The sequence below is a fragment of the Paenibacillus sp. FSL L8-0435 genome, assembly GCF_037965655.1.
Lineage (GTDB): Bacteria > Bacillota > Bacilli > Paenibacillales > Paenibacillaceae > Paenibacillus.
The window spans coordinates 2,996,645-3,023,378 of the sequence record NZ_CP150185.1 but is presented as its reverse complement, the minus strand read 5'-3'; the positions used below and the strand labels follow the sequence as shown (position 1 = coordinate 3,023,378).

18 protein-coding genes are annotated in these 26,734 nt (G+C 45.2%); 3 read left to right on the top strand and 15 right to left on the bottom strand.

Translation table 11 applies throughout. The features are described 5' to 3' along the window. Window positions 1-44 precede the first annotated feature (44 nt). From NST33_RS13240 to NST33_RS13230, 3 genes are all read right to left on the bottom strand, one after another. Window positions 45-344, bottom strand: coding sequence for a hypothetical protein (locus NST33_RS13240; protein WP_036608432.1), 300 nt, complete (start codon window positions 342-344; stop codon window positions 45-47). Between the two features lie 140 nt (window positions 345-484). Beyond that, entirely contained in the window at window positions 485-2,254 is a 1,770-nt protein-coding gene (locus NST33_RS13235; protein WP_339308183.1) for an ATP-binding cassette domain-containing protein, read from the bottom strand. Beyond that, entirely contained in the window at window positions 2,239-3,093 is an 855-nt protein-coding gene (locus NST33_RS13230) for an ATP-binding cassette domain-containing protein (RefSeq protein WP_221819536.1), read from the bottom strand. Before NST33_RS13230 ends, NST33_RS13235 begins: the two co-directional genes overlap by 16 nt. Window positions 3,094-3,205: 112 nt before the next feature. On the opposite strand from NST33_RS13230, the gene NST33_RS13225 reads away from it, so the two are divergent. After that, window positions 3,206-3,796, top strand: a complete 591-nt coding sequence (locus NST33_RS13225; RefSeq protein ID WP_221819537.1) for a biotin transporter BioY — start codon at window positions 3,206-3,208, stop codon at window positions 3,794-3,796. Window positions 3,797-3,938: 142 nt separating this feature from the next. Here the strand turns inward: NST33_RS13225 and abc-f are convergent, their stop codons facing one another. From abc-f to NST33_RS13200, 5 genes are all read right to left on the bottom strand, one after another. Then, entirely contained in the window at window positions 3,939-5,408 is a 1,470-nt protein-coding gene (gene abc-f / locus NST33_RS13220) for an ABC-F type ribosomal protection protein (protein WP_339308181.1), read from the bottom strand. Window positions 5,409-5,910: 502 nt separating this feature from the next. Further along, complete coding sequence (locus tag NST33_RS13215) at window positions 5,911-7,800, bottom strand: beta-glucoside-specific PTS transporter subunit IIABC (RefSeq protein ID WP_339308179.1); 1,890 nt, start codon at window positions 7,798-7,800, stop codon at window positions 5,911-5,913. A gap of 211 nt (window positions 7,801-8,011) precedes the next feature. Next, the gene (locus tag NST33_RS13210; RefSeq protein WP_339184701.1) at window positions 8,012-8,842 is read right to left on the bottom strand and encodes a PRD domain-containing protein; all 831 of its coding nucleotides are present in this window, start codon (window positions 8,840-8,842) and stop codon (window positions 8,012-8,014) included. A 425-nt stretch (window positions 8,843-9,267) separates the two neighbouring features. Beyond that, window positions 9,268-10,710: a 6-phospho-beta-glucosidase gene (locus tag NST33_RS13205; protein ID WP_339308686.1), complete on the bottom strand. Its 1,443-nt coding sequence runs from the start codon at window positions 10,708-10,710 to the stop codon at window positions 9,268-9,270. A 463-nt stretch (window positions 10,711-11,173) separates the two neighbouring features. Then, window positions 11,174-12,004 carry an amidohydrolase family protein gene (locus NST33_RS13200; RefSeq protein ID WP_339308177.1) on the bottom strand — a complete coding sequence of 277 codons (831 nt, stop codon included), beginning with the start codon at window positions 12,002-12,004 and terminating at the stop codon, window positions 11,174-11,176. Between the two features lie 322 nt (window positions 12,005-12,326). Between NST33_RS13200 and NST33_RS13195 the strand changes: the two genes are divergently transcribed. Next, window positions 12,327-14,054, top strand: a complete 1,728-nt coding sequence (locus NST33_RS13195) for a cellulase family glycosylhydrolase (protein WP_339308175.1) — start codon at window positions 12,327-12,329, stop codon at window positions 14,052-14,054. 128 nt (window positions 14,055-14,182) lie between these two features. Then, complete coding sequence (locus NST33_RS13190; RefSeq protein WP_101313990.1) at window positions 14,183-15,082, top strand: manganese catalase family protein; 900 nt, start codon at window positions 14,183-14,185, stop codon at window positions 15,080-15,082. A 189-nt stretch (window positions 15,083-15,271) separates the two neighbouring features. Here NST33_RS13190 and NST33_RS13185 read toward each other — a convergent pair whose 3' ends face one another. The 7 genes from NST33_RS13185 to NST33_RS13155 all read right to left on the bottom strand — a co-directional run bounded on the left by NST33_RS13185 (window position 15,272) and on the right by NST33_RS13155 (window position 26,683). After that, window positions 15,272-17,254, bottom strand: a complete 1,983-nt coding sequence (locus NST33_RS13185; protein WP_221819543.1) for a sucrose-specific PTS transporter subunit IIBC — start codon at window positions 17,252-17,254, stop codon at window positions 15,272-15,274. A gap of 26 nt (window positions 17,255-17,280) precedes the next feature. After that, window positions 17,281-18,756, bottom strand: coding sequence for a sucrose-6-phosphate hydrolase (locus tag NST33_RS13180; protein ID WP_221819544.1), 1,476 nt, complete (start codon window positions 18,754-18,756; stop codon window positions 17,281-17,283). Window positions 18,757-19,104: 348 nt separating this feature from the next. Further along, complete coding sequence (locus NST33_RS13175; protein WP_221819545.1) at window positions 19,105-20,088, bottom strand: LacI family DNA-binding transcriptional regulator; 984 nt, start codon at window positions 20,086-20,088, stop codon at window positions 19,105-19,107. 243 nt (window positions 20,089-20,331) lie between these two features. Then, window positions 20,332-22,011, bottom strand: coding sequence for a ribonuclease J (locus NST33_RS13170; RefSeq protein WP_339308172.1), 1,680 nt, complete (start codon window positions 22,009-22,011; stop codon window positions 20,332-20,334). Between the two features lie 151 nt (window positions 22,012-22,162). Beyond that, a complete protein-coding gene (rhaA, locus tag NST33_RS13165; RefSeq protein ID WP_339308170.1) occupies window positions 22,163-23,434 on the bottom strand; it encodes an L-rhamnose isomerase in 1,272 nt (423 codons plus the stop codon). Between the two features lie 19 nt (window positions 23,435-23,453). After that, on the bottom strand, window positions 23,454-25,523 hold the full coding sequence (locus NST33_RS13160; RefSeq protein WP_339308168.1) for a bifunctional aldolase/short-chain dehydrogenase: 2,070 nt from the start codon (window positions 25,521-25,523) through the stop codon (window positions 23,454-23,456). A gap of 179 nt (window positions 25,524-25,702) precedes the next feature. Beyond that, a complete protein-coding gene (locus tag NST33_RS13155) occupies window positions 25,703-26,683 on the bottom strand; it encodes a glycoside hydrolase family 5 protein (RefSeq protein WP_339308166.1) in 981 nt (326 codons plus the stop codon). Window positions 26,684-26,734: the final 51 nt, after the last annotated feature.

The following is a 26,734-nucleotide window of genomic DNA, read 5'->3' as shown; positions in this document are numbered from 1 at the left end:
TAAAACCTGTCGGAGGCTACGCTCTAATTTATATCAAAATCCCTTTACGATTCTTCCGTATATTGAGGCTTGGACACGTTATCCGGAACCGTTTCGTCAAAAACATCCTGACCTGGATAATCCCTTACGTCTCCCTCGTGAAGCTCATGATTTTCATAGTCAAAACGATGTGCAGACCGCTGGTCCACCCGCCACGGAGAACTTTTCCCAAGAGACTCGGATAGTAAAGATGAACCGTAAGGGCCCTCCGGGAATTCTTCGAGTGTGATATCGTTTCGCTGCGACTCCACCGTAGACACATCGGTATATTCTTGCCGTTCTTCTCGCAAAAACTTATCTTTCATCGCTTATCCCTCCTGATCCACTTCAGATGACCAACGTCCACTTATTGTGAGCGAGGACAAACGCATTTATGCATGATCTTTGGAAAACACTGCGTTTAGGTTTTGTTCCATTACCGGATCCATCACGTTAATCATCGCCATCACAATTGGCGAATCCATATCAATAGTACAAAAACAATGAGGCCAGCCATGCTAATCCAGGTATCACGTTTGGACCATGCCAATAATGATGAACGTCCTCCGAGCATAGAGTGCTCTCTAACTTTACGCATTTCCATCGCAATGGTCATATCCTCCGCACGTTGGAACAGTGCCATTAACAAGGGAATCACCATCGGACCCAGGTCACGAATTCGAACGGTATTTGGTTTTAAAGCTGCCTTTCCACGTGCCCGTACGATCAGTGAGAATCGCTGCCACTCACTCCAGATCATCGGGATAAATCGAAAGATTAACGCTACAGCTAGAGCAAACGAAGCTACGGGCAACCTGATCTTTTTACTGATACCGAGTACCCAGTTAAGCCCCTCTACCATTCGCCCATAAGGTGTCGTCAACGAAAACCAAAGGCTTGCCATTGTGACGATAAACAAACGATACACATTCAGCAAAGTGCCTTCCGCCTGCATCAGGGAAAAGCCAAAGTGCAGACCTCCTCCCTCTGTTGAAAGAGTTGTCCCAGATAAGGCCGTTGATATGATGAAAAAGAATAATAATGGCTTCATTAACTTCATACATCCAGCCAAAGTCTGACGCGGGAGCACGGCAAGTGCTGCTACTACCGGCACCAGTGTTAATGTCAATCCCAGCCATCGCTGTTGAAGCATAGCTGCGGTGACCAGCAAAATATACAAAATCCATTTCAGACGCGGGTCCATGACGCCATATAATCCCCCCGAATGAGTCAAGGTGTTCGGAAGAAGCTTCGGATCATCCTCCGTTTTAATGGACGACGCTATCTGTGCTTCTTTTTCATACTTCATTGCATCGCTCTTGACTTCCATCGTTACCGTCCCTGATGCTTCTTTCGATCCGTCCTGAATCCCCACCTCAACTAACGTAGACTGAACAATGCATTCAGCCATCTCTTCTGGCGTCATTGCGGTCAATGGCAGCTCAAGACCCGCTGCTCTAAACTGCTGTGTCAGTCTCATCGATGGTGGCAGTCCGATCCCTGTCTGCTCCAGCAGTTCAGGCCTTTTGTGAAGTTCTCTCGGCGTAAGATCTGCGATTAGATGGCCTTCCTGCAACAACAATACTCGATCCGCACAAGGCAAGAATGTATCCAGATCATGGGTTGCTACCACGCCACCACCACCTGCCAGACGATGTTGCTCCAATACATCCAGCAGAAGCCCGACACTTTGCGCTTCCAACCCTGCGCTCGGCTCATCCAGCAGAAGCCAGTGTGGATTGGTCACACTTCCGAGAGCAAGTCCAAGCCTGCGCTTCTCTCCCCCACTTAGAGCAAATGGCGACCTGTCCAGATGAAAACGTCGGTCCAACTCCGAAGATACTGGCGGGTCCCATTGGTTCAGTGCTTTTGTGATCTGCTCTTGTTGCTGTTTCTCTGAAAGTCGATAGGGACGCAGAGAATATGTGAATTCACGCTGAATACTTCGGGCAAACAGTTGTTGTTCCGGAAATTGAAACAATAGTCCCATTTGCAATAAAATCGACTGCGGCACTTTTCCTTCTTTCCATAAAGGTGTGCCATCTAATGTGATACTTCCTGCATCGGGCGGTCTCAGACCAGCCAACGTCTGTAATAAAGTCGTTTTTCCTGAACCCGTGCAGCCCAGCAGCAAGGTGATTTCCCCACTGTTCAACTGTACACTCACATCTTCAAGCAGTGCACGTTTGCCCGATTCCGATGCTTCTATGCGTATATTGGTTAGCTTGATCTCCAACGTGCGACCTCCTTGGCCAGTTGCTCAGGTCGCAGTGGCATGGCTTCTGGCATCATACCTTTTTGCTTGAGCAATAACGCAGTTTTTACAGTAAAAGGAGGGTCCAACCCTAAGCGTTCACAGGGAGATAGCTGTACATTTTCCCGAGTAGCCTTCTCATTCAACTCTGTTTTATAGAAAAAGGACTCCGGCGTCCCGTTGTACACACAACGTCCCCTCTCCATAGCAATGATTCGATCACACAGGGTTGCTTCCTCCAGATGGTGTGTAATCCAGATCACCGTTGTCCCCCGCTGGGTAATCTTCTGAACGATGGCCTCGATACGGTCTCTTGCTCCTGGATCAAGCATGGCTGTTGGCTCATCCAGAATCAATATATCCGGTTTGGCTGCGAGCGCTACAGCAATATTAAGCAGTTGCTTCTGTCCCCCGGATAATTGTGAGACCGCCTTCTCCGGGGGATATTGAAGTCCTACGGTATGTAATGCATCCTGCCTGCGCTCCAATTGCTCTTCTACAGATTCCATTAATGGTGACAGCGCAAAATGAAACTCCTCTTCAATCGTATCGCCAAGTACCTGAGCATCCGGTTGCTGCAGTACACCCCGAACAGTAAGTTCATCCGAGATATTCCGTACCCCTCCCGATAGCGGAATGAATCCGATCAGTAGTCCAGCAAGTGTGCTTTTCCCACTGCCATTCGCTCCTACAATACTAATCCATTCTCCTTGGTGCAGCGTAAGTGAAACCCCGTCCAGTGCTTTCCTCACCTGACTACCTTCGGAAGCATAATGCACTCGAACATCTTCTAATGTAATTATAGGCAGGTTGCCTTGCATCGTAAATTAGTCCTTTCCCTTTCTATTGTTATGTGGTACGATCCTAATCGTTAACCACATTTATTTAATTGGTTAACAATCATATTACCAAAATGGAGAGGATTGTTCAAACATGAAATTATCTTTGCGAGGCATTGTATTCAGCGCACTTATGGCCGCAATTTTAGTACTTTTTGGTTACATAAGCATTCCCATTGGCTTCTCCCCAGTACCAATAACATTACAAACTTTGGCTGTCATGCTGGCCGGAGGATTACTTGGTCCACTCTATGGTTTTCTAAGTGTCACGATGGTTGTTCTGCTCACCGCTCTTGGATTCCCCTTGCTGCACGGGACCGGAGGACTTGCAGTACTTCTTGGACCTACCGGAGGATATGTGATGATGTGGCCGTTCTCCGCATTATTGATTGGATTGTTGCTTGCACGAATCAACATCAAAGGTGTAACAGGATTCATACTCGCTTTTGTTGTATTTGAACTATTTGGTTCACTGCTCGTGTATGTCTCGGGGGTCCCTTGGCTTGCCTATGCTTACAAAATGGACATACCTGAGGCCATGATTCAAGGGTTTTATCCTTACATAATTGGGGATCTGATCAAAGCTGTATTTGCTGCCATCATCATTGCGCCCGTGCGCATGGTTTTCCCACCTCAACGTCTCACAGGTAACCTGCATTCCACGGTTATAAAAGCGGATTCTTAATAGAAGCTATATAAGGTAACTGATCTGCCTATCTTTGAAAACGACGAAACCGCCAAAATCACTTTGGCGGTTTTCGTTACTTCTCTTCCTCTAAGGTTGTTCTGTCATCAGAGTGATCCGTGTAAATCTTCTTTAGTTCAACTTATATATTCACCTGAATTAATTGACGCTCTGTAATCTGAAATTGTTGATCCGCTGTATTTCCAATAAACCTCTGATCATGAGATACATACAGAATTGTCCCTTCATAGGCCTTGATAAAACGCTCCAACGCTTCCAATGCATGCATATCAAGAAAATTCGTCGGTTCATCTAACAATAGAATGTTATATTGTCCAAGAAACAAGTGACATAATTGAAGACGAATCGCTTCTCCTCCACTTAATGTCCCAACATTCTTCAGCAGGTCATTACCTGTAAACTGCATCGCATGCAACGCACTTCTGAGCTCTGATTCCTCATAATCTGAACGATTTTTCAGAAATTGTAATACGGTCTCTTTTGTTGTGAATCGATAGCTCATTTGCTGAAAATAACCGAGCTTCGCTTTTGGAGACATTGTGATGTGATCTCCAGCATGGAAAACATGGTTAAGCAATGTACTTTTCCCGCTGCCATTGGCTCCGGTTATCGCTATTTTTTGTTTTAATGGAACCTGAAAACTTACATCCTCCAGCAATACGTTACCTTCCACTTCCAGTGTAAGGCGATCTGCCATAATTGGATATCGGTTGTGCAGCTCCAGTGTCTTTGGCTGACGGAAGATCATAGGACGATCCTCTTGCACCGCTTTTACCTCGTGAAGTTGTTGCATTCGCTGTTCAATCGCTTTAGCTGCGCGGTGCACCGCTTTTTGACTGGTGCCTTTGGATTTTGTTTCAACCATACGGTTTGTTTTTGCCTTGGATTCTTTTTTGGACATGCTTCCGGCCTGCGTTATTTTCTCGGCTTTCTTCATCTTTTCCCGAGCGGCCAGCTCCAATCGCCTTTTCTCCTTGAAAAACTGCTCATGGGCCTGGTTTTGTTGTTCACGCTCCAGCCTTTTCTGTGCCTGATAATCACTATAGTTGCCAGAATATACGTGAACCTCACCTTGATGGATTTCCCAGATCGTGGTCACCAGTTCATCCAGAACCGCACGATCATGACTGATCAGCACAAGCGCCCCATAGTAATAACGCAATTCATCCAGCAAAAATGTAATGCCCTCTTGATCCAGATGTGTTGTTGGTTCATCCAGTAACAGTACTTCATGATAATGGGTGAACATTTGAGCCAGTTTTAAACGGGTCTGTTCTCCGCCACTCCATGCTTGGTCGTGTTGAGGTATGGCTAATTTACTCAGTAAAGCCCCGTCAACTTCAATACTTTCGTTAGACTGGGGTGGTTCCACTTGTTCCAAATAACCAAACTCAGCATGACGTTTTACCTTTCCGGCTGTTGGCTGGATCTGTCCCGCAATGAGTTTCAACAATGTACTTTTACCCTGACCATTCCCACCTACTACACCAATGCGATCCAGTTGATGCACAGCCAGTCGCTCAATGTTCAGTATTGTTTTATCCATATAGGTCATCTCAACCTGTTCTAACTCAAAACATATCTTTTCCATATTCGCTACCTCCGAAATAAGATTTATTTCGTATCGATAGCGAAGCACGCTTCTATCGATACGAGCTTATCGTGCCAGCTCGTATCAATAGAACAGTAACGTCATCATAGCGGTTACCTCCAGTAGTCTGTATTGAGCGCCTTTACCTAATTATTTACTTGATTAAGATAATCAGAAGAAAAAAAACAAAGAATCACAGGCCACGGCCTGTGATTCAACGTAAACGGGAAAGCGAGTATAACACTTATTTTAAGGTCAGGATGATTGAAAATGACAGACTGATCCCGTTTACTCTGAACCAATAGTCAGAGCCTTTGAACGTATTCAATTACCGATTCAAAGGAAGGAAGCGCAATCTCATCGCATTTGTCATGTTCAATAATCCACCTTTCATTAACATGTATAGATGTAGATGTACAACTCCAATTATAATTTTCCAATTCCACCATGTCAACGGAACCATGAAAACACGACACCATCGGATTAGTACATCAGCATCAATCTACTTATGTTCCTGACCATTACCGCTACTTAATTTTAATAGAAGCTCTTGGCTACTAACCTGTCCGGTAGCCTGTGGAATTACTTCCTCGTAGTTGGCAGAATTCGTTACTATAATCGGCGTTACCGTATGATAACCAGCAGCCTTAATCTGTGCAATATCGAACTCAAGCAACAGATCTCCCGCTTGGACCCGATCGCCTTCCTTGATATGGGAAACAAAATGTTGCCCATCCAATTTAACGGTATCTACTCCCACGTGAACTAATATTTCAGCACCGGTGTCTGACACTACAGCCAAGGCATGTTTTTTCTTGAATGCAACGGTAACTGTACCATCAAAAGGCGCTACGACTCTGCCCACAGTTGGCTCAATCGCAATCCCTTTACCCATTGCTCCCGATGCAAAGGCCGGATCTGGAACTTCCGACAATTCAACAATCGTTCCTTCGATTGGGCTAAATACATCTTCGTCTGAAGCATTCGTTGTACGGGCAGGTTGCTCGGCAGATGCAGTAGGTTCAGTTTTTGTTTCTTCTTCAACCGGATCTTTGAAGCCCATGATGTACGTCAGTACAGCCGAAACAACAAACGATACTACGATACCCAGAATCAATCCAGGGAAACCTTGTCCACCTGGTCCGTAGAAGATTGGCAAGGTCAGTAGTCCCGGTGCGCCAGATGCAAATGCCAATGTGCCCGCTTGACCAATGATAGCTCCACCAACTGCACCACCGATAACTCCTGCAATGAATGGACGTTTCAGTGGTAATGTTACCCCATAGATGGCCGGTTCCGTAATACCAAACAAAGCCGTCAACGTGGATGATCCCGCCAGCGTTTTCAGTTTTTTGTTCTTGGTTTTCAACATAACCCCAAAAGCAGCGCCCGTTTGAGCAAAGATCGAAGCTGTCGCAGCCGGTTTAACGCCATCCTGTCCATACACGGCAACGTTGTTGATAAATACCGGAATCAGACCCCAGTGTATTCCGAAGATAACGAGCAGCTGCCAACTTGCACCCATAACGGCTCCAGCGAGCAATGGACTGAATCCAAATGCGGCAACGAGTCCGGCTGCAATTGCATTACCAACGTAGACACCAAATGGCCCGAATACCAACAGGGTCAGTGGTACCATAATCACTAGCAAAAATAATGGTGTAACAAAGTTTTTCACACTATCGTGAAGTGTTTTATTAAAGAACTTTTCCAACTTGCTCATGACAATGACAGCTAAAATGATAGGAATAACTGTAGATGAATAGTTCATCAAGATGACAGGGATACCGAAGAAATCCGTTGGTGTTCCCTCTGATTTCAACGTGACGATGGACGGATAGATCAGTGCTCCTGCAATCGTCATCGCAACAAACATATTTCCCTGGAATTTACGTGCTGTTGTAACCGCTAACAACAGAGGCAGGAAATAGAAGAGACTATCTGCTGCTGCATACAGGATCGTATATGTTGTTTCTGTCGTTTCCAGCCATCCAATATTGCTCGCAATCAACAATAACCCTTTTAGAATACCGGCTCCCGCCATAACACCCAGAAGTGGTGCAAAGATGCTGGATATGATATCGATAATACCCCCGAGTCCTTTGGCTGCTTTGCGAGGTTTTTCTTTATCTGACGAATCGTCCAGAATGTTACTGATCTGTCCAATGGCACTATAGACTTCAGGCACCTTGTTACCAACAACCACCTGGAATTGTCCTCCATTTTCTTTGACTGCGATGATGCCTTCTGTTTTCTCAAGTTTGGCTTTGTCTGCCTTGGCATCGTCCTTCAATACAAACCGTAATCGTGTTGCACAATGAACCAGCGATTCCACATTTTTCTCACCGCCAACCAGTTCTACAATCTCTTTGGCCAGTTTCTCTTGACTCATGATCTGCACCCCCACTTTTTCTCAAACAGGCCTCTTACCGATTTTTTTGCACGCAAAAAACCTAAGCCTTGAGCAAGGAGACACAATGGTCCTGACCTTCTCATGACTTAGGTTTTGCCTGCATAACCAGTAACAATCCCAGTTAAATCGTATTCAATTCCTGTTAATCACATATTATTATAATTAAACCATTTTTGTCAACATTTAAATATTATCGATTAACCACTCGTTCGATATGAACCGTCAGATACAATTTTTCTTCATTGGTCAACTCATGGTTGTATTCCTTTTTGACAAACAACTCAATTTTCTCCGTACACGCTGCGGCATCCGGATGTTTCTCCTTGATCATGTCATAGAAATGATCATAGTTGTTGTCGTAATGCGTACCACTGAGCACACGCTGGGAGAAGAACTTCAGATGTGTGATAAAGCGAAAATAACTGAGAGAGTCCTCATCAAATTCCATTTTGAAATGATATTTCGCTATATTAATAATCTGCTGGATAAACTTCGTAATATTCATCGTTGTAATAACTTCTTCGTTCATCTCTGCGTTGACAATATGAAGAGCAATAAAAGCGGCTTCATCTGGTGGAAGCTCAATATTCATACGGGTGTTGATCTGTTCCAGCGTCTTCATGCCCAGTGCGAATTCGGGCTTGTACAACTGCTTGATCTCCCACATTAATGCGTTCTTGATCTCCACACCTTCCCGATAACGTTCGATGGCAAAGTTAATATGATCCGTAAGGGATACATAGATGTTCTCATTCAGCTTTCGGCCCAGATTCTCACGCGCATACGTGATGATCTCTTCCACAATTTCAATCAGTTCCATCGGAACTTCACGCAGCAGCATTTTGAAATTATCGGATGTTTGTTTGTTTTTCAATGCAAATACTTTCTGGATGCGGGTCTCGTCTACTTTATCCCCCGGCTTTTTCTTAAAGGCAATCCCACGTCCCATCACCACAAGCTCTGCTCCATCCGCTTGATAGATGCTAATGACGTTATTGTTGATAACCTTTGCTATTTTCACTTCAATCCCCCCGTCACGTTCCACTCTCTTGGCAGTTATACATCGTCTTTTGGGCATACAAAAAAAACCTGAAGCATCACAAAATAAACAAGACATGGTGGTCTGCTTTTTTTGGTGCTTAGGTTTTGCCTACGTCGTGTAGTAACAATCCCAGAAACGATATAATTGCGTCAAGTATAGCGCGAACCTGACTATATGTCAACGCTTTCAATGCAGGAACAATCGGAAGTCCCATGGTTATATAAATTGAACTAGATAATATTTACACTAGCTACTCCGATGACAGAACAACCTTCCGATCGCTGTTATCCCCAGCTTTTTTTCTGTATTCTCCGTTTTGTGTAAGTGTTTAGTTCAATTTATATAGATGAAACTTCCGATGTTTTATTGCCGTACAAAACCATTTTAATTCAGAAAAATATAAACTACGCGTCACCCAAGTTTGTTCCGTTGGATTCGATCACATTTTTGTACCACTCAAAACTTTTCTTCTTCAGTCGTGTCAGCTCACCTTGACCTTCATTATTACGGTCCACGTAAATGTAACCATAACGTTTTCTCATCTCACCTGAGGATGCACTTACAATATCAATAGGTCCCCAGCTGGTGTAACCGATGATGTTCACCCCATCCTGAATAGCCTCACCCATTTCAGCTACATGTCGTTTCAAGTAGTCAATCCGGTATGCATCATCCACTTCACCTTCCGGAGTAACCACGTCATTGGCACCAAATCCATTTTCAACAACAAACAGCGGCTTCTGATAACGGTCATGCAGTTGATTAGCGGTAATACGGAACCCTTTGGGATCAATCGTCCAACCCCATTCGGACTTCGCCAGATATGGATTGGCTACCGAACCAAATACATTACCACTGGTCATATTTTTGATAACTTCCGGATCGGTGCTGGTTGTACGACTTGAATAATAGCTGAACCCGATATAATCTACGGTATGATTTTTCAAGATTTCGGCATCACCCGGCTGCATAACGATGTTCAACTCGTGATCTTTGAAAAAACGTTTGGCGTAACCCGGATATTCCCCACGTGACTGCACATCGATGAAGAAATAGGACTCTCTATCTTTTTCCATGCCCTGGAACACATCTTCCGGATTACAAGTATACGGATAGAAGCTTCCTGCGGCGAGCATACACCCAATCATGGCACCCGGAATAATCTCATGACATGCCTTGACTGCCAATGCACTTGCAACCAGTTGGTGGTGAGCAGCCTGATATTGAATTTCCTTGATGTTATCCCCTTCATTAAACGCCAGCCCCGCCCCAAGGAATGGAAGATGAAGCAACATGTTGATCTCATTAAATGTCATCCAGTATTTCACCTTGTCTTTGTAGCGAGTGAATACCGTTGTAGCGTAAGTCTCGAAAAGAGTTACCAGTTCACGACTTCTCCAGCTGCCATACTTCTCGATCAGATGCACAGGCACATCGAAGTGAGCCAATGTAACCACAGGTTCAATGCCGTTTTTCAACAATTCATCAAACAGGTTATCGTAAAATTGTAATCCCGCTTCATTGGGCTGTGCCTCTTCTCCTGTTGGGAAAATCCGTGCCCAGGCAATGGAGATACGCAGTGCTTTGAATCCCATTTCGGCAAATAGAGCAATGTCTTCAGGGTAACGGTGATAAAAATCGATCGCTTCATGCGAAGGATAGAACTCGGTAGCAAGCGGCGTAAAAGCCGGAACATGACCTTTCATAATACTTCTGCGATTCTCTCCGGTAGGCAGCAAGTCAACGATACTCAGCCCTTTGCCATCTTTCAGATATGCGCCCTCCGCCTGATTGGCAGCAATGGCTCCACCCCACAGAAAGTCTTTAGGAAATGTAAAATTCGTCATCATCATTCTCCTTCCAAATATGTAATTCAGCTATCCGCTCAAATCGTTAGAATATTAAAAAGACAAAATATTTAAGTTAACTACACAATTACACATAAACGGAGAGGACAGAAAAAATCTGGAGAAGCGAAGCTAAAAGCTTTCAATGGAAAGCTACTTCGTAAGCATAAACTCGCCTTTATCACCGGATTTCCCCTTTAAAAAGGAGATCAAAAAATCTGGGGATAACAGCGATTGGAAGATTGTTCTGGCCGCGCAGTCGTCTCGTGTAAAATCGGTTGTTCAACTTAAATAGAAAAAACCCGAACCAGCCTGGGTACACGATTACGTGTAAACAAGCCAGCTCAGGTTATGCCCATATCGGTAACATTCCCAGATCTTGATTATGCGGATTGGATAAAACTTTAGCAAGAATCAGAACAGTTGTCAACTTCTTGAAACCGGTTTAGCTTCGGATTGCCCACTACGATATTTGATAGAACGCAGCACATGTGCCGCCAAAAATCATCTGTTGTTCTGGTATAGGTAGGGCATTAATGTGAGAATTAATAAGACCGTATACTTCAGAATACGTAGCTGAAACGTTGCTCACGGGCCAGTCGGACCCGAACATTAACCGTCCAGCACCAAAGGCTTCTATGGCGATATTCACATAGGCTGTAAAATCCTTTGGAGTCCAATTTGCCCAGTCTGCTTCCGTCACCATCCCTGAAAGTTTACAGTACGCATTAGGTTGTGCGGCCATTGACTCAAGCGCTTCTTTCCATGGTGAGAGTATACCTGATTTTATGTCGGGTTTGGCTAGATGATCAAGGACAAATCGCTGTTCAGGAAACGTCTTAACCAATTCAACGGCATAAGGCAGTTGCTCCTTGGATACCAACAGATCATAGGCCAAATCATACTCTTTTAGCAACGAAATTCCGCGCTGAAAGTCTTCTCTCAATACATAATCCAGATCAGGTTCATCCTGTATAACATGACGTACGCCCTTCAGATATGGATTGGACGCGAACAGTTCAAGCTGATTCCGAACGTCATCCGAACAAAGGTCCACCCATCCGACAACACCTTTGATACATTCATGCCGATCTGCCAGCTGCAGAAGCCACTCCGTTTCTATCAGTGATTGTCTGGCTTGTACCGCAATACATCCATCCAGTCCTGATTGGAGCAATAAAGGTTCAAGATCTTCCGGAAGAAAAGATTGACGAATGGCTTTCATCTCTTCGCCAATCCATCCGTACTCGGCGACACTGTATTCCCAGAAATGTTGATGTGCATCCAGTTTCATATTAGATCCCTCCCAGGGTATTTAAATCTAATTATCATTTAAAAGCAACCTTATGATTTTCATTTCCAATGAAATAAACGCTTACTACACAATCTATTAATATGGCAAAATCACTGATTTTTACATGATTTTTATTCCAATTGTGCAGGTATTGTCCAATATTAAATCATGATATAGTAAATTACGAAAACGCTTTCAGTACATAAATCGGTGGTGATTCCAGTATTAAACAAGTGAACTTTTGTTTGCGTTGAACTCTATTTCCACCCTGCTTAACCGCTATTCATGTTCAACCATTCTCTATTCGAAGGAGACTATATTAATGAAAAAAAACCGCAAATCAGTCTTATCTCTTACGCTCGTGACCGCCATGATTCTATCTCTCTTCTCCTCTACTATGGCTTCAGCTGCAACTGACAACAGCGAACAGGCCAATACCTCAGCCGCGCCAAGCAAAATGCAGACCTACGTGAACGCCATGGAGCCTGGCTGGAATCTGGGTAACTCTCTTGACGCCGTTGGTGAAGATGAGACGGCCTGGGGCAACCCGCGCATTACGAAGGAACTAATTCAGTCGATCGCAGATGAGGGCTACAACAGTATCCGTATTCCAGTGACCTGGGAAGCCCACATCGGTGACGCACCCAACTACACAATTGATTCCGCTTACATGAATCGGGTTCAAGAAGTAGTAAACTGGGCCCTTGATGCGGATCTCTACGTCATGATTAATCTTCACCATGATTCCTGGCGCTGGATCAGTTACATGGAGAAAGACCATGACAACGTGCTTGCACGTTACAACGCTGCTTGGACTCAGATTGCGGACAAATTCAAAGATGCATCCGATAAACTCATGTTCGAAAGTGTTAACGAACCACGTTTCTCTGAAGGCGGCACAACAGATGCAGCGATTGGATATCGCATGCTGGACGAGTTGAACACTTCTTTTCACAAGATCGTAAGAACTTCGGGTGGAAACAACGAGACACGTCCACTTGTGCTTCCAACGATGCATACCTCTTCCGCTCAGCCTGATCTGGATGAACTGAATAAGACCATTCAAAAATTAAATGACAGCAATATTATTGCAACCGTTCACTACTACGGGTTCTGGCCATTCAGTGTGAACATCGCAGGTTACACCAAGTATAACGAGGAAGTACAGAAGGATGTTACCGACACATTTGATCGGGTATACAATGCTTTCACAGCGAAAGGCGTTCCGGTTATCGTCGGTGAGTATGGCTTGCTTGGTTTCGACCAGCACACAGGTGTGATTGAGCAAGGCGAAAAGCTGAAATTCTTCGAATTTGTTGGACAATATCTGCGTCAAAAACAGATGACCACGATGTTGTGGGATAACGGACAACACTTCGGTCGCACAAGCTTTACTTGGTCTGATCAGGAATTATTTGATACCATGAAAGCCAGCTGGACAGGTCGTTCATCCACAGCCGAAACGGATCTCGTATATCTTAAACAAAATGAAGCCATTCAAGATCAGAAGGTAAAACTCAATCTGCATGGGAACAAATTCAATTCGTTGAAAAATGGTACCAACCCTCTTGTAAGAGGTAAAGACTATACGATCAAAAAAGATGTACTTACGTTAAAATCCAATCTGTTAACCAAATTGACAACCTCTGGTGATTTGGGCGTAAATGCCACACTTACAGCTGGATTCAATGAAGGTGCTGACTGGAACTTTAATATCATTAAATATGACACACCTAAGTTGAACGATGCAACAGGCACAACCAGTGCATTTGCCATTCCGACTACGTTTAACGGCAATCAGCTCGCTACGATGGAAGCAACATATGCAAACGGAGAGAACGCCGGTCCACAGAACTGGACTTCGTTCAAAGAATTCTCCTACACATTTAGCCCAGACTACGAACGTAATGTGATTGAACTGAAACCTAACTTCTTCAATGAAACCAATGATGGCGAAGTCACACTTAAGTTCCATTTCTGGAACGGAGATGTGCTGACGTACAAAATCACGAAAAATGGAACAAGCGTTGTTGGCGTAGCTTCCAAATAAGAACTCATCTAACGTTCTGTTCAGAGCTTTAAGCTCTGGCAGAACGTTTTTTTGTTTCACCAACGACCGAATAACGTACAAGTAACCCTTCATACTTTTACAGTAACTAGGATTGAGGGGGAAATGTCATGTTTAAACGTGTAGACCGTCTTGCCATCGAATTACCCATATCCAATAATCCGGACCCTAATGGAGCTAGTGCAGTTCAGGAGTTGCTTGGTGGAAAGTTCGGGGAAATGTCAACATTAAATAACTATATGTTTCAGTCATTTAATTTCAGAGGCAGATCCAAGCTGCGTCCATTTTATGACATTGTTGCAAGTATTACCGCGGAGGAATTCGGCCATGTCGAACTTGTCGCCAATACGATTAACCTCATGCTTGAAGGTTCCACTTCACCAGGCGCCCCGGACTCTACCCCGCTACGTGTAGGCAAAGACGCACGGATGACTTCACATTTTATCGAATCGGCTCAGACAGCGCTCCCGTATGACTCCATGGGAAGACCCTGGAATGGTTCATATGTCGTGAGCAGTGGCAATCTGATCTTTGATCTGTTGCATAACTTCTTTCTTGAATGCGGAGCAAGAACTCACAAAATGAGAGTCTACGAAATGACAGACAACAAAACAGCCCGAGAAATGACAGGATACCTGCTTGTACGCGGAGGTGTGCACGTTCTTGCGTATGCCAAGGCACTGGAAATTGCAACAGGTGTGGATGTAACGAAGATGTTCCCTATTCCACGACTAGATAACAAAGCTTTTGAAACGACACGTAAGTGGGAAGCGAAGGGTGAGCACCGCAGGTTGTACACGTTCAGCGACAAGGATTATCAGGGCATTGCCCAGATCTGGAAAGGGACACACCCAACCGATGGCGGTAAACTGGAGGCTTTTGCAGGCTTGCCGGGGTATGGAGGGCCAGTGCCTGAGCTGCCTGATCTACCGGAAGAATTTGCGCCAGGGATATCTGCAGAAGATCTAATGCAGATTGCAGAGCGACTGAAACGGCACGCTGGCCTATAGGATTACGATTAAAGTTTGTTAATTCATCGGGCGTAGATTGGATAATCGTAAAATGGTGCTCTCTTGCGTGCTAACTCACTTGGATTACTTAGATCACCGATGATCTGTTTCTTTAATTTCATACGATTGTACACAAAAAAAGGGAAACGGGTGAGATGAATCTCTCCCCGCTTCCCACTCTATACTCCTCTATTGTGGCTCAGTAAAATTCACTACAAGTACCACTTCCCCATTGGCTTGCACACGACCGGTTGAGGTTGCTGTAACCGTTGCTATCGATTCGTTTCCACTTGGGATCAACACGGGTGTAATCAAAGGAAAACCAGCTGCCTGAACGACATCCATGTCAAATTCAATCAACAATTGTCCTGCAGTTACACGATCTCCGCTATTCACATGCGCGGTAAAACCTTTTCCTTTCAGTCCTACCGTATTAATTCCGATATGAACCAGCATCTGTACACCTGTCTCATGCTCCAGAATCACCGCATGTTTACTCTTGTTCATGACATGTGCGATGACACCATCAAACGGTGCGTACACTTTTCCTTCTGATGGCTCGATGGCAATGCCCTCACCCATGTGTTTTTCCGAGAACGCCGGGTCAGGAACCTGCTCCAGAGCAACGACGGTACCGTTCATTGGCGAAGCTATTTCGAGAAAATCTACCTTAGGACGATTGCTTGTAACGGCATCGGTAACTGAATTAAGACGCGGATTAGAGTCCTCTGCTTTAACTTCAGTTGATGTTACTCCACTGTTCTCATGGCTCACCGCTTCTTCTGCGACCGGTTGATCCTTATATCCGAAGAACCAGGTAAGTGCAAATGCAATCGCCATGGCAACCACGTTGGACAAGATATACAACGGCAGTTGGCTGTTCAGATAGAGCAGTGTACCGGGAATAACCGTTACAGCCATGCCCGTACCTTGCAGATGGAACAGAGAAGCGATGAAACCACCCACACCACCACCAACCAGCCCCATAATAAATGGTTTCATGTAACGCAAGTTAACTCCGAAGATGGCTGGCTCGGTAATGCCCAGAAATGCGGACAAGGAAGAAGGCAACGCGAGTGCTTTGAGTTTCATATTTTTGGTCTTCAGACCGACTGCAAGACAAGCCGCTCCTTGTGCTGCCATAGCACAGGTGATGATTGCGTTGAACGGGTTAAATCCCGTTTTCTCCAGTAGTTGAATCTCCAGGAAATTAAAGATGTGATGTACTCCGGTAACGACAATAATCTGATGGAAGAATCCAATGATAATACCTGCGATGCCAAACGGAAGATCCAATACAGCTGTTGTTCCATGCAGCACCCACTCTTCTAGGGAATGGAATACGGGACCAATTGCGAAAAGTCCAAGCGTAATCATGACTGTCAACGTAATAAAAGGAGTCAGAATTAAGTCCAGTGCCTCAGGTACCCGTCTTCTTAATACCTTTTCAAACTTGGCTCCAATCAAACCTACAAAGAACGCAGGCAGAACCGATCCTTGATAACCCACGACAGGTATAAAACCGAACATATGCAGCGGCTGTGCTGATCCATCTGCCACCGCGTAAGCATTGGGTAATGCGGGATTGACCAGCATAAGCCCCAGTACAATACCTAGTACCGGACTTCCGCCGAATACACGGAACGCAGACCACGCTACAAGCGCAGGCAGGAATGCAAAAGCCGTATCCGTCAGGATTTGAGTGAACAACAGGAAATTGGCCGAAATATCATCAGGTGTTGCACCGAACAACGCCAGAATTTCATTCTGGGTAAGTAATCCGCGCAATCCCATGAACAGTCCTGTAGCTACCAGAACGGGAATGATGGGTACGAATACGTCACCAAATGTGCGAATAGCCCGCTGAAAAGCGTTTCCTTCCTTTTTCCCCTGACTCTTCACATCATCCTTGGACGTTCCTTCAATGCCCAGCTTCTCAACCTCTTCAAAGATTCGATTCACTGTTCCCGTACCAAAGATAATCTGATATTGACCCGAGTTGAAAAAAGCCCCTTTCACCTTCTCGATGTTCTCGACCGTTTTCTGATCAATCTTTTCTTTATCTTTCACCATGATGCGAAGACGTGTTGCACAATGTGCAAATGATGCGATATTCTCTTTGCCCCCGATGGCATGAATGACTTCCTGGGCAATGCGTTGATTCTCCGACATGTAATCTCATTCCTCTCACGTAATACTTAATAATTCCATTTTGCTGCTTCAAAATCAGCTTTGCCTCCGTGTGAAAAAAAACGAATGTCCACGCTGTCCCGGCTTGGGAAAATGCGGCTGGTAAAGACCTCCTCACCATCGTTTACAAAGACCTCGACTGAAGATGCATCTACGAACAGATGGAACTTAATCACATCCGCAGTAAGTGTGCACTGTCGTACAACGCCATTCTGCTCTGCCAGCTCGGTACCAGACATCGTCCGATCCAAGACAACTTTCTGCTGAATCCGATCATACAGAAGAACCGTTTTTTCAGTTCCATTTGCCCGGAGTTCGATGCCTACAATCTCTGCATCTACAGGGCTTATCTCACATTTCAGCTCATAGGCAATCCCATTAAAACCAGTGAAAGATCGGCTTTCATTGTCAATCGTTGCGCGAATATGAGTCCCTTCCTCTTGCAGACGCAATTGCACCATCTCTGTAACAGGTAGCTGGATTAACCTGCCGTCTCGGACTGACAATTGCCGAGGAATGGTCAGGCAATGAGCCCAGCCACTATCGTCTGTCGGATATTCCAGATCGGGAAGTCCCATCCATCCAACCAGAATACGTCTTCCGTCCGGAGCCAGCATCGTCTGCGGAGCATAGAAGTCGAATCCACGATCCAACTCCTGAAATTCACCATGATTGAACTCTCTTGTCTGGAGATTGAGCGGCTCACCGATCAGATAACCGGATTGAAAAATATTCTGATAATGATCTCCCGCAGCGTCTATGCCTTGGGGGGAAAAGACAAGCACACCTCTCCCGTCTATCTCCATATAATCCGGGCACTCCCACATGTAACCAAAGGAGGTTAATTGCGTACGAATTTCACCAAGAAACTCCCAGTTGTTCAGATCAATGGAGCGATACAGCACTGTACATCCCGTCTCGTCTGTTCTCTGCGCACCAATTACACCATAATACGTGTCTCCTTGTTTCCACACCTTGGGATCTCTGAAGTGTTCCGTGTATCCGGCTGGCACAGACGAGATCACGGGATCATTCAGTTTGGTTACTGAACCGCTTTCATCCATAACTGCCAGGCATTGATACGGATGTCTGACCCAAGCCTCATCCCTCGTATTGCCCGTGTACAGCAAGTGCAGCTTGCCGTCTTTTTCAATCGCACTGCCGGAATAAGCCCCGTGTGAGTCATATCTGCCACCCGGTTCAATTCCAATCCCGACATTTTCCCAGTTCACCAGATTCTTCGAGCGGGTATGATACCAGTATTTCATGCCATGTTCTGTCCCAAGTGGAAACCACTGATAGAACAGATGATAATAGCCTTGATAATATGCAAAGCCGTTAGGATCATTAAGCAGACCTGTTATCGGCTGAATGTGATAACTTTGTCGCCAAGGACATACGGATATCTGTGCTTCAAGCTTCGCAATCTCTCCAGGCTCCGCTTGCTCAATTCGTCTGTAGCGTTGCTCTCTAGTCATTTTCATAGCTGTTCTCCATTCTTGCTTATATAAGTTAGACCAAGAAATTTTCACACTGGGACTACGATGGCAGAACAATCCTCCGATCGCTGTTATCCCCAGATTTCCTGATCCCTTTTCTAAAAGGTGAAATCCGGTGATAAAGGCGAACACTACGTTTCTTCGAATTTTTTCTGCCCTCTCCGTAAATGTTTTTTTTCTTATATAACTTATACGAAAATCAAAATATAGGAACCGGTTCCACACAAAGCAAAAAAATAATTCCATATGGCATTAATGCCTGCCCGTGTTCGCATATCCTCATTGGATATTCACAGTGGAACCGGTTCGATGGAATTATCATAAAGGATGTTTTTATAATTTGTCAACGCTTTCTCGAGGAATTAGCTCTACGTCCAGTGTTGTTCGTTCCTCCACCGACTCGCCTTTGACTAGACGAATAATGTGATTCGCCGCTACTTTGCCCGCCTGCAAATAATGATATTTCACAGTCGTCAGCGTGGGATGAATCATCTCCGTAATGTCGTATCCGCCAAATCCGGTAACAGACAAATCTTGCGGTATGCGGATTTTATTGGAGAACGCAATCTTCATCACACCCAGTGCAATATTATCCGTAGCCCCGACAATGATCGTTGGTGTGATTTCTTTCAAAATGGCTTCAGCGGTAACGATGGCTTCCGACATCTTGAAGCTTGTCTCATAATACTTCACTTCACAGCCACTACACTCGGCAATTGCACGCTGGAACCCTTGTTTACGATAGATCCCTACCGCCCGATCCTTCTCGCTAACCCCCATATACACGATCTTGCGATGACCCTGTTCGACGACATATCTGCCCATCTCATAACCTGCCTGGTCATCATTGTGAACCAGACTATGTAGTTGCTCATGCTGCTGCCCCACCAACAACACGGGGATACGTATGTCCTCCACTGCTTTCAGATGTGCTTCAGTCACTTCAGCAGCCAGCAGAATAATACCCGACACCTTCTGTCGTGCAAAATCATAGATGGCATCAATCTCGCGTTGCATGTCCTGACTCGTATTTGCGATAAGCATCTGATACTGATTACTCCGCAGTTCTTCATCAATTCCGATCAATGTCTGGGATGTTGCAAAAGAATCAAGACGTGGCACAACCGTACCAATAATACTGGTCTTCTTTGCCTTTAGACTCTGTGCAAATGTGTTGGGAACATAATTGTATTGTTTGATAATGCGCTCAATCTTCTGGCGTGTATCTTCACTAACCGATCCGCCGTTCAGGAAGCGAGAGACCGTGCTTTTTGCCACACCTGCCATCTGAGCGATATCAGAAATGGTTTTATTCATAAAGACTCCTCTTATTTCTATTAGCTGGTTTACCTTTTATTATACTTCGAATCGCAAACCCATGGCGAATTTGATTCAACTCCATTTATCGTACATCTATTGTACATTCCCGATGTAATAGCAAAAGCCCGATGGCAATGTGACTTCATACCGAAGTATGATCCACATTCATCAGGCTGTTAAGCTTCCATATACACGTTTGCACAGACCATTAAGGCAAGGCTAATCCCTATCCCTGCTGACTCAGACCTCAATAATAATTGGCAAGATCATAGGTCTTCTCTTTGTTTGAGCGTAAATATAGTGACCGATCTCGTCTTTCAGCTTTCTTTTGATCACATTCCACTGATTCACCCCAGCCCCGGTCAACTCATCCATCCGGTTTAGAACAAGCTCATGGATCTCATGCATGAATTCTTCCGAATCCTTAACAAATACAAACCCTCTGGAGATAATTTCGGGTGATGTGACCATCTGTTTTTCCGTTTTGCTCAGTGTAGTCACAATCACCAGCATGCCATCGGAGGACAGTTGCCTGCGGTCGCGAAGTACAATATTGCCGACATCACCCATGATCAGACCGTCTACGAGACTATTTCCTGATGCAATTTTGGGACCCAGCGAAGCAATGCCATCTTTGTACTGGACCATATCCCCATTATTCACGATAAACACATGATCACGCTCTATACCTACGGATTCAGCAAGCAGTCTGTGTTGATACAACATGCGAAACTCACCGTGGATCGGAATCAGATAATCCGGTTTCATCAGGGTAAGCATCAATTTGAGTTCTTCCTGACTGCCGTGTCCCGATACATGCATCCCAGCTGCACCACTTGAACCATATATCACACGTGCTCCAAGAACATACAGGTTATCAATTACATGTGCAAGATTCCGTTCATTACCCGGAATGGCACCGGCAGCAATAATGACCGTGTCCCCGGCGTCAATTCTTACGTGAGGATGTTTACCGGATGCCAAACGTGACAAGGCTGCCATCGCTTCTCCCTGACTACCAGTGCATAATACAACAACTTGTTCAGGTGGAAACTGATCCGAATCGATAGCTTCAATTATCAATCCGTCAGGAACTTGCAAATACCCCAATTCACTGGCCACCGATACCACATTCACCATACTTCTGCCCAACAGTGCCAGTTTGCGACCCGTCTCGAATGCTGCATTCACAATCTGCTGTACCCTGCTGACATTCGACGCAAAGGTCGAGATGAATACTTTTTGTTTTGCACGGATAAAGGCATCCAGAATGTGGTCTCCCACAACACGCTCGGAAGGTGTAAATCCGGGTCTTTCTGCATTGGTACTCTCGGAGAGCAAAATATGGACACCCTGTTTGCCAATCTCGGCCATGCGGTGCAGATCTGGGAAAGGTCCATGTACAGGCGACATATCAAATTTGAAATCTCCGGTATGCACAACATTGCCTGCTGGGGTCTGAAAAAAGATACCAAGACAATCCGGTATACTATGACTCGTTGCAAAAAAGGAAACCTCGATTCCTCCCAGCGTAATGCTGGAATGAGCATCGATCGTATGCAGGTCCGCCTTGCGCAGCAGCCCATGCTCCTTCAGTTTTAGTTCGATCAGCCCACGAGTGAGCCTGGATGCATACACCGGGATGTTCATTTGTTTTAACAAATAGGGAATACCACCAATGTGATCTTCATGTCCGTGAGTAACCACAAGACCCCTTACTTTATCCAGATTGTCCAGCAGATACGCTACATCCGGAATGATCAGATCAATACCAGGCAATGTCTCATCGGGAAACTTCGAACCACAGTCAATCACGATGATGTCCTGATTGTACTGGATGAAATACATATTTTTCCCTATTTCATTCACACCGCCAAGTGCAGCGATATACAGTTTGTTGTGGGATAGATTCAACTCCATTATTCCTCCTCTGCGTGGCAATCGTATACGATACAGATCCATATTCCTAGTATGGAAGCAATCGCCTAAGTTATGCATTTCAGCGTGATTATGCCAAAAAACCACCATGGGATATTCATTCCATAGTGGTTTATACAAAACTTAAATACAGTTACACCAATGATTTATCACGCTGTAGTAATACGTCTTGTTCATAGGTTTTGATATCGGTGATCCACTTTTCACGAACTGGAACGCCTTGCTGAGCACAATAGTAGTCCCAGATCGCGCCAAACGGATAGGATTTGAACTCTTCCGTTAAGGCAAGGCGCAACGTGTAATCCCCTTCCAACTCGGCTTGTTTCAAAGCTTCCACCGGTTCGAGCATCGCTCGGAGAAGGGCTTTGATCGTGTTTCGAGTACCCACAACCCATGCAGCTACACGGTTAATACTTGCATCAAAGAAATCCAGTCCAATATGTGTGGTCGCAAGCAGATCATGTCGAACCAGTTCACGGGCAATTTCCAGTAGCTCATCGTCCATAATTACCACATGGTCACTATCCCAACGCATCGGTCGGCTTACGTGAAGCAGAATGCCACTTGTAAACAAAGACAAGGACGACAATTTATTGGAAATAACCTCTGTTGGATGGAAATGACCCGCATCCAGGCAGATTAACGTATCATTTTGCAAACCGTAACCCATATAGAATTCATGAGAACCCACCACATATGCTTCCGAACCCAGACCAAACAGCTTACTCTCTACCGCATCCAGGTTGTGCTCTGGATTAAGCGGTTCGGCGAATACTTCATCCAGCGATTCTTTGAGACGTTTACGTGGTGTCAACCGGTCAACCGGATTATCCTTGAATCCGTCCGGTACCCATACATTGGTTACACAAGTCTGACCAAGCTGTTCCCCGAAATAAGCACCAATCCGGCGGGATGCCTTGCAGTGATCAATCCAGAACTTGCGAATCTCAGGGTCTGGATGACTGAGCGTGAACCCGTCACTTGATTTTTCATGGGAAAAACATGTTGGGTTGAAGTCCAGACCGAGTCCTTGTTCTTTGGCCCACTTCACCCAGTTCTCATAATGCTTCGGCTCAATCTGATCCAGTTCAACCTGCTCGTCTGTATCCGTGTAGATCGCGTGCAGATTGACCTTATGTTTGCCGGGAATCAGAGCAAAAGCTTGCTCCAGATCGTTACGAAGTTCTGCTGGTGTGGTCGCAGCCCCCGGATATTGACCTGTAACGGAAATACCCCCTGTTAACTCCCCATCTTTATTCAGAAAGCCTTTGACATCGTCGCCTTGCCAGCAGTGTACGGATACTTTGATCTCCGCGAGTTTGTTCAGTACCTCGTCCGTATCAATTCCGTGCTGGGCATACAATGCCTTGGCTGCTTCATACGCTTGCTTGACTTGGTTATCCATCCGCAAGAACCCTCCTATTTTAACGTGTAAATGCTGCCGGTACACCGCCATCAATGGTCATCATGCAACCGGTTGTTTTTTCGGATTTCGAAGAAGCAAAGAAGGCAATTCCTTCCGCAATATCTCTTGGATAGATATTCACGAGCAATGTCGTCCGTTTGCGATAATACTCTTCCAATTGATCCGGTTCAATTCCATATGCAGCTGCTCGTTCATTTCTCCAGGAACCGTTCCAGATCGCTGAACCCTGTAGAATGGCATCTGGAAGAATCGTGTTGACACGAATGCCATACTCTCCACCTTCTGCTGCAATACAACGTGCCAGATGTGCTTCCAGCGCTTTCGCTGAGCTGTAAGCCGAGGCACTTTTACCTGCATATACCGAGTTCTTGGATCCGATAAATACCATGCTTCCTCCAATACCCTGTTGTTTCATCAGCTTGAACGCTTCGCGAGCCACGAGGAAATACCCTGTGCCCAGTACATTCATATTCAGGTTCCATTCTTTCAGGGACGTTTCGTCAAATGGGCTGGATGTGGCCAATCCGGCATTGTTCACGATGATATCCACTCCGCCGTATTGCACCGCAACATCAGCATACGCAGATTGAACGGCTTCCTCATCGGTTACGTCCATTTTCAGCGCATAAGCACGATTTGCACCGTACTGATCATTAATTTCCTGTGCTACCTTCTGTGCGCCTTCCAGGTTGAGATCAGCAAGCACCACATGTGCCCCTTCAGATACCAATTTACGTGCTGTTTCACTTCCGATTCCGCCTGCTCCACCTGTGATAAACGCCACTTTACGGGAGAATTCGGTTTCTGCCGGAGCCAAAGACAATTTGTACAATTCCAGCGGCCAGTACTCCACATTGTAAGATTCGTTTGCACTGAGTGATACGAATTGACCCAGGCTAGTAGCTCCACGCATAACGGCAATCGCTCTGTGATACAATGCTCCGCTTACTTGGGAAAGCGCCCAGCTCTTACCTGTGTTGATCATGCCCACACCTGGAATGAGGATTACGCGAGGTGCCGCTTCGAACATGACATCACCTTCGTTTTTGTTGCTCTCAAAATACTGCTGATATTGCTCTTTGTAAGCAGCCACACCTTCAACCAGCTTGGCTTTTAAGCCTTCGATATCTTCCGCATTAGGTGTCCAATCGATGAACAGAGGTACCACTTTGGTATGTACCAGATGATCCGGGCAAGCTGCGCCCACCTGAGACAATTCTGGGGAATCTGCTCCGCCCACAAAAGCAAGTACGTCCTCTTGATCATCAAAGGACAAAATCATTTTTTTGCTATCCGATACCGCTCCACGAATCGTTGGCATTACACGTGATACGATCTGACGACGAACATCAGCGGCCAGTGCCGGGTGTTTCACACCACCGAACAAACTTCCTTCGTCCACCCGTGCTTCGATGAATGCTTCCGCTTCATTGATAATCTTGATGGTCTGAGCGTAACATTCCTCGGATGTTTCACCCCAAGTGACAAGTCCGTGTTTTTCCATCAGTACGAGTTCGGCATTGGGATTCGAGAATACGCTTTCAGCAATCATTTTAGATAACGTAAACCCTGGACGTACATAAGGCACCCATACAAAACGATCTCCGTAGATCTCTCTCGCCAATTCCTTACCGTTATGCGCACAACACAGGCTGATAATCGCATCCGGGTGCGTATGATCCACATGTTTATATGGAAGGAACGCATGCAGAAGAGTCTCGATAGAGGCGCGCGGGTGCTTGGCATCAATCATGCAATGTCCCAGATACTCAACCATCTCTTCATCCGACATGGATTCACGTTCAATTAATGGTCGAATGTCTTCAAGTCCAAGTCCCGTAAAATGCTTCGCTTCCATCGAACCGAGGTCAGAGCCGCTTCCCTTCACATACATTACTTCTACATCACGACCACGAAAATCCTTCACTGTCGTTTTGGTAGACGTATTGCCACCGTAGATGTTACATACACTGCGATCAGTTCCAATCAGATTGGATCGGTAAACCAACTGCTCAAGTCCTGTTGTTTTCTCAGATGCCTGCGATGCATTCCATAAACTCTGTACCATTTGTTTCCCTCCGATAATGTTTGTTTTATTCCTAATCCGAGTTTAACATCTTTGTTTTATTTTGAAAACAAAATATTTTAAAACCAAACGGAAATATTCAAAAGTCATTATAGATTGAACTATTTTATTAAAAAAACACCCTGACGTAACCGTCAGAGTGTTCCTGTTTCAACGGCGGATTAGAAAATCCCCGCTTTTTGGGAAGTATTTTTAATACCATAGGTATCATTAACTACAGTGTTGCCAAAGCTCGTTAAGCTTCCGTTCGGACCTGTGGCCAAGTCCAGATAGTTCAGACCAGAGCTGTTTCCGTACCAAGACCAGGCAAGCCAGCCTACCCCTTTTTCCTGACCATATCTCATGATGGCATACTCGTCCACATCACCGTTTGTGTGATATCCCCCGAATTCACCAATGATCAGAGCCAATCCTTTGTTCAGCACATTCTCCATATTGGCTTTGACCGTTGCAGCATCTTTGCCAGCATACTCATACATATGAATGGAGAAGACCGTATTTTTCTGTGAATCGGCTGCAAATACACTTTGTCCATAATCCACGATGGATTGAGGGAACTGTCCCCATCCGGCTGCATCCACAATTAGCGTATTTTTAATTCCCGCATTTCGAAGTTTCGGAATGGCTTTTTTGTAACCATCAGCCCACGCACTTCCATTCCACGTTCCATACCATTCATTGGCGATATTAACGATGACCCGATCTTCTTTGCCAATCAAAGCTTCCTTAATACTAATCCAGTAGTTCACCGCCGCATCCAACGAATTATAGTCATCTTTCCCTGTGGCGTCATGCACCTCGAGTACAGCTATCATTTTATTTTGGTTAACCACATTAATAATATTTTTAACAGCGTTCAGATCATCTTTGGTGTACAGGCTACCATTCGAAAGAACTATGCGTACCGTATTGGCACCTGTTTTGGCGATTGCAGGGATAGCGGTATTCAAATCATTCTTGAACCAGGAATGTCCGTGATTAACACCTCTCATGACAAAAGCTTTACCTGTGGAATCATACAATTTGTTACCGCTTACATAAAAACCTGTGGCAGCAGATGCTTTGGGGGCTGCACTCCCTAATACCATGAACATGAGAGCAGCAATAACCGTGAAGATTGTACACTTTTTCAGATTAACCATTCGTTTGGAACCTCCTGTATTTGTTTTTTTATTTCAATTAACCCTGCTCTA